The following is a 5847-nucleotide window of genomic DNA, read 5'->3' on the forward strand; positions in this document are numbered from 1 at the left end:
CCCCCCCTGAAATGCTGAACCGCCTTCGTTGCCCAGGCGAGCGATTCCCAACCAGTGGGAAACATAGAGAGAACGAAGTCCCAGTTTTCATCCGTCAGTGCGATTGGCTTAGTCATAGTGACCGAAGCATAGCACAGAATCTAGCTTACAGTAAATAGGTTAACGCTTATGGGGCAAAGCCCTGCTGGTAATGTGCGGCGTTTCACAAAAGCGAATGCTTAAGCATTCGCGCACACCGCACCGATTGGTGCCCCGAAGGGGCACTCTTTGGGAGGGCGGACGCCCGACATGCACAGTTTCGCTGGTGGCAAGATTTGGGAGGGCGGACGCCCGACATGCACAGTTTCGCTGGTGGCGACAGTGAGGATAATTGGCAAATGCGCTTGCCCTGTGAAAATGGGTGTAGCAAAAGCTCTTTTTAGTGTGCTACGATAGAATAAAGACCATTCCGAGAGAGACACCAAGGAATATTCATGTCCCTACCCATCAAACAGATCGCCTCACACGACGGGCGTTTCAGCAATCACTCCAGTAGCGCTCTGCCGCACCGGGAACAGAGTGCTGATCATGAGTTGGCTGTTGCGCATGAAGATTTTTTTGGCCACTTCTCCTCTCTGCCACAAATGACCGAAGTGCGCAAAAAAAACCAACTGCTGCGCGATGCCAACGATGCCATCTCCCTCACTCAGGTGGCCGATGAGGCCCTGGACGCCACACTGGCCGCCCTGTTTCGCATGCGCTCGTTAAGTCAGCCCGAACACGGCAGTTTGGCACGCCAGTTCAGCGAACGCTTTACTGAGCAGCTCAAACTGACCGAAGATATCTGGAGCATTGCCCAAAAGACCCACTATAACCAACAGGTACTGCTGACCGGCGAGGTACAACGCCAACTCTATCCAGCCGGAGAAAACAGCAATCAACTTTTACCCATCACTATCGACAATGTGGCCCAGATGGCCTTGGATCTGCAGCAGGATTTGGGAAAAGTGGTGCAACAACAGGCACAGGCGGGTGAAATGGCCATCGCCAGCGCTCACTGGCAACGTATCGAACAAGATCTAAGCAAAGTCAACAAATTGCGACAGGAGTTGGATGGCTTGCAAACCCGCTTTATCACCGCCTTGGCCCATTTGCAACAGTTGCGCTCTGAAACCGATGAGCTGGCCTTGCAGCTCTCGGCACCAGAGATTGCTGCCGAAAATGCACAAATCGCCCGCGCTGCCATCGCCGAACAGGGAGATCATGCGGTTCCGATTCAAGCCAATCAGGAAGCGCAACTGACCATGCGCCTGCTGCAATAATCTGCAGCTCCACTCAGACACTACACATGCAAAGGGCGACCGAAAACAGATCCGGTCGCCCCTCAATAGAGTCTAGATTCCAGACAGTCTAGTCGTTGACTACCCGTACAAAGACCAATTTGCTGATAATTTCACGATGTTTCCACAAACGATCGATCTGACTTAAAGTAACGGTCATCCGTTGTCTGGCATCGGTAAGGTTTTGCGCTGCTTTACGAATTTGTTGGTTCAACCAGTTGATGCGCTCTTGCCGATCACTGATTCCCGCTTCCCGTTCGTTCTTGATCTGCAGATAGAGCTGCCGCTCTCCTTCCAGATTGACCAAAGGATCGGTTACCCCAACGGATTGGATCCGACGATAGCGTTCGCTGGCCTCGGCCAACGGTTTACGATAGTTTTTCAAATCTTCGTCAGCAATTTGCAACTGATCCAAGAGATCGGCCATGACCTCCTCGGCCCGACTGCGATCCGCCAGTTGGTTCTCGCGCAGAGAATCCAAATCCTGCAACTGCACATTGAGCGTATCCATCTGTTCGAGCTGTTCGGCCTGCGTCTCTGGATACCAATTGGCCAAACGCGCATGCGCCGGAGCTGCCAGCAAGGAGACAGCACAGAGACTTAGAACCATTATTGCCCTGTTTTTCCATAACTTACGAGTCGATTGCCCCATCTCTTCCTCCTGGTCTATAGACCCCGTTAGCCACCACAACCATTATAGAGTAGCGACTGCACAGTACAAAGTAAACCTCTCCTGAGCTAATAGATCGGCAGATTGTCGGCAAAACATAACCGTTTTCTCCAGCCGCCTTTTTTTTCTTTGCTGCAGCTTTTCCGGTGAACTCTTCACGCAGTTGCGTTAAAATGGAGTGTGGTTTAATGCACTCCCCAGAGATATTGCCCTGGGATATGCTCTCTCAGGAGACAAAGGAGTCTCGCGCATGCCGGTAGAAACTGTCATTGAATTGGTCACCGATGCCGTGCAAGTGGCCCTGCTGATCTCGGCACCCATGCTGCTGACCGCCCTGATTGTCGGTATTCTGATCTCCCTGTTTCAATCGGTCACCCAAATCCAGGAGATGACCCTGACCTTTATCCCAAAAATTCTTGCCACCTTTTTGGCCTTGATCCTGACGTTGCCGTGGATGATCCAAACCTTGATGGACTATTTTAATCGCCTCTTTTTTGCCATTCCAGCGATTTTGCGCTGACCAGATTGGCGGAGTGAAAGATGGATCCGTTGGCCTTAATGGATTTTTTGGGCTTCCGCATCGGGGAGGTGGAACGGATGATGCTGGTGATGATCCGCATCTCAGGACTCTTCCTGACCGCCCCCTTCTTCTCGCGTACCGCCGGACCCAGCCGCAGCAAAGCGATGCTGATCATCTTGTTGACCTTCGTTATCTACCCACTGGTCGGCCCGTGGAACCATGAGGGCGAAGGCAACTTACGCTTTCTCTTCCAAGCCGCACTCACTGAATTGGCTATCGGCGCCATTATTGGCATGATGATCCACTGGATCCTTTTTGCCACCCAGGTGGCTGGCAGCTTGATGGGTTTTCAAATGGGACTCTCCATGGCCATGGTCATGGATCCCACTTCCGGCCTCCAGGAAGGGGTCTTAAGCAATCTGCTCTACCTTACCGGCTTGATGCTGTTTCTCTCCCTGGACGGCCATCATCTGATTCTCGATGGCTTTGTGCGCTCTTTTCATGCCCTGCCCCTCGGCCACGCTTTGCCCGCCGCCAACACCCTGCTTGATGGCGCTCTGCACGCACTGCTGGGCATGTTCCAATTGGCCTTGCTGCTCGCTGCTCCCATCGTCGCCTTTACCAAAATGCTCTATCTGGGCATGGGCTTGATCAATAAAGCCTCCCCACAGATCCAGGTCTTTTTCCTCTCCATGCCGGTGGCGCAAATCGTCGGCCTGATGGTGTTGGGCCTCTACCTGACCTTGGCCGGTGAAGTATTAATGAAAGCGATGAATCAAGCCATTGCTACCACCTTCCTGCTGATGCGCTGACGGAGTCTGCCATGGCCGAAGAGACCGACAAAGATTCCAAAACCGAAGACCCTACCGGCAAAAGGCTCTCCGACGCCCGCGAAAAGGGACAAGTAGTTAACTCCCGCGAGGTCTCTACCGCCTTTGTGTTTCTTGCCGCCACCTTGCTTTTTTTCTTCCAGGGCAAGCAGTTATGGGTGGATATGCAGCAACACATGCGCTTTTTCTTTGGGGGAGCCTTGCAGGAGGATATGACTGCTCCTGGTTTGGTCAAACTGCTGGAAGATACCATTGCTACGGTCTTGATTGAACTGGCCCCTTTTTTTATTGGTTTTCTGCTGCTGGGTATTGGCGCATCGGCCATACAACACGGTTTTTTGCTCTCCTGGGAACCGGTCATCCCCAGTTTTTCCAAAATCAATCCCATCAGCGGTCTGGCACGCATGTTCTCCACCCGTTCGCTGGTGGAGCTGCTGAAATCCACGCTCAAAATTGTCATCATCTCTTACGCGGTCTACTGGGTGTTGGAAGAGGACATCCATAAACTGCTGCAACTGACTGCCGGATCGGTGGAAGGTTTTGTGCACTCTCTTGGCGAAGAGACCATGGCTATCATGCGGGTTGTGACCGGCATCTTTCTGGCCATTGCCCTTTTTGATTATGGTTATCAGCGTTTTCATTATACCGAGGGGTTGCGGATGACCAAACAGGAGATCAAGGATGAGCAGAAGCAGATGGAGGGTGACCCGTTGATCAAAGGACGGATTCGCCAGATCCAACGCGAGTTGGCTCGGCGACGCATGATGGAAGAGGTGCCAAAAGCGGATGTAGTAATCACCAACCCCACCCATTTTGCAACAGCTCTGCTGTACAAGCAGGGCGAGATGCGTGCGCCGGTTGTCACCGCCAAAGGACGTGGGGAGATTGCCGCCCGCATTCGTGCCATTGCTCAAGAAAAAGGGGTTCCCATTGTGGAAAACCCTCCTTTGGCACAAATGCTCTACAAAGAGGTTGAGTTGGGCCATCCCATTCCGCAAGAGCTGTTTAAGGCAGTTGCTGAGGTGTTGGCCTATGTTTACAGTCTGCGCCACCATACTCTGCGCCGTTCTGCTTAAATTGTGCGTTTGACAGAACAATCAGACACTCTGCAAGAAGATCCTCGCCTTCTGCAAAAGCTGGGCAGAGAGGGTCTGCAACTGTTTTTCAGGCTGTTGCCTTGTTTTTGCAGCAGACACAAGCACAACCTGCTTTGGCACAACAGCACTTCAGCCAGAGCAGCAGAGAGTGGATCCTCATAGATATTGCTGTATCCTCTTTTTTCCAGACACAAAACGCCCTGCCCGCTTCTCCCCGCAGCTTGCGCGAGAATCCACAAAGCATACCTGCATCATTACTGGTGGCTCTGCTGCAGAAGAAGAAAGGGTTCAACTTTATTATTGTCCATTATATGGAGGGGAAAATGCCGGAGTGGACAATCATCTATTTTCCCATTTCTGGGGTAGAGACCTGGTTTGGTTTGCCACTCATCGTTGCCTTTATGGTCTCCTTTTTTAGTTCCATGGTGGGCATTTCCGGAGCTTTTCTGCTGCTGCCTTTTCAGATGAGTGTGCTTGGCTTTACCTCTCCTGCGGTCAGCGCCACCAATCTGGTTTTTAATCTGATTGCCATTCCAGGAGGGGTATGGAGCTATATCCGGGAAAAGCGCATGGTCTGGCCGTTGACCGGGATTATTGTTGCCGGAACCCTGCCAGGAGTGCTCTTTGGCTATCATCTGCGCATTGTCTATCTGCCCGATCCTGCAGCATTCAAGCTGTTTGTAGGCTGCGTGCTGCTCTATCTGGGCATTCGCCTGCTCCTTCCCTTGTGGCCAGGAAAAAAGCAGACAACAGCTCAATCCATGCAAACTATTAAAAACACGCCATCCCCCCTTCCCGCAACTCCCGCCAAAACAGTTTTACCCACCTGCCACTCATCTATGCGCGAGATTGCATTTGTCTATAACGACGAGATCATGCGCTTTAACACCCTGCACATGTTTTTGTTGGCACTTGTGGTGGGGGTGATTGGCGGCATGTATGGTATTGGTGGAGGCGCGATTATTGCTCCTTTTTGTGTGGCGGTCTTTCGCCTGCCGATCCATGCCATAGCCGGTGCCGCTTTGGCGGGCACCCTGTTTACTTCGGTAGCAGGGGTGCTGGTCTACAGCCTGTTACCCGCTCCCCCTGGCCTCTCCACCGCACCGGACTGGATGCTGGGTACACTTTTTGGTCTGGGCGGCATAGGCGGCATGTATTTGGGCGCACGCTGCCAGAAGCATATACCACAAAAAATATTACAGTCGCTTCTCGGATCTCTGTTGTGTTTTTTGGCGATTCGTTACATAACTGCATAAAGAGTATTCATTATACCCTACTGGACTTTAGAGTTTCAGCAGGGAGGAGCAGAACGGTAAGCCACGTCCCGCACGGCACCCAGCCTGCGTCTACATTTCAATAATCGAGCATTGGGCTCGCAGAGGCGGTACTCTGGAAACAGGACCCACCCTGA

6 protein-coding genes are annotated in these 5847 nt (G+C 52.3%); 5 read left to right on the forward strand and 1 reads right to left on the reverse strand.

Annotated features, from left to right (window positions below; translation table 11 throughout):
• The first annotated feature begins 473 nt into the window (after window positions 1–473).
• Window positions 474–1301: a flagellin N-terminal helical domain-containing protein gene (locus EJP87_RS13345; RefSeq protein ID WP_130472365.1), complete on the forward strand. Its 828-nt coding sequence runs from the start codon at window positions 474–476 to the stop codon at window positions 1299–1301.
• Between the two features lie 88 nt (window positions 1302–1389).
• Here the strand turns inward: EJP87_RS13345 and EJP87_RS13350 are convergent, their stop codons facing one another.
• Window positions 1390–1929: a hypothetical protein gene (locus EJP87_RS13350; RefSeq protein WP_130472366.1), complete on the reverse strand. Its 540-nt coding sequence runs from the start codon at window positions 1927–1929 to the stop codon at window positions 1390–1392.
• A 310-nt stretch (window positions 1930–2239) separates the two neighbouring features.
• On the opposite strand from EJP87_RS13350, the gene fliQ reads away from it, so the two are divergent.
• The 4 genes from fliQ (at window position 2240) to EJP87_RS13370 (ending at window position 5692) form a co-directional block, all read left to right on the forward strand.
• On the forward strand, window positions 2240–2509 hold the full coding sequence (gene fliQ, locus EJP87_RS13355) for a flagellar biosynthesis protein FliQ (protein WP_130472367.1): 270 nt from the start codon (window positions 2240–2242) through the stop codon (window positions 2507–2509).
• Window positions 2510–2529: 20 nt separating this feature from the next.
• Window positions 2530–3321 carry a flagellar biosynthetic protein FliR gene (gene fliR, locus EJP87_RS13360; protein WP_130472368.1) on the forward strand — a complete coding sequence of 264 codons (792 nt, stop codon included), beginning with the start codon at window positions 2530–2532 and terminating at the stop codon, window positions 3319–3321.
• An 11-nt stretch (window positions 3322–3332) separates the two neighbouring features.
• Window positions 3333–4415 (forward strand): flagellar biosynthesis protein FlhB, encoded by a 1083-nt coding sequence (gene flhB, locus EJP87_RS13365; RefSeq protein ID WP_130472369.1) that lies wholly within the window; start codon window positions 3333–3335, stop codon window positions 4413–4415.
• Window positions 4416–4759: 344 nt separating this feature from the next.
• Window positions 4760–5692 (forward strand): sulfite exporter TauE/SafE family protein, encoded by a 933-nt coding sequence (locus tag EJP87_RS13370; RefSeq protein ID WP_130472370.1) that lies wholly within the window; start codon window positions 4760–4762, stop codon window positions 5690–5692.
• Window positions 5693–5847 lie beyond the last annotated feature (155 nt).

Origin of the sequence: Candidatus Magnetaquicoccus inordinatus (genome assembly GCF_004217665.1) — a bacterium.
GTDB classification, from domain to species: domain Bacteria; phylum Pseudomonadota; class Magnetococcia; order Magnetococcales; family Magnetaquicoccaceae; genus Magnetaquicoccus; species Magnetaquicoccus inordinatus.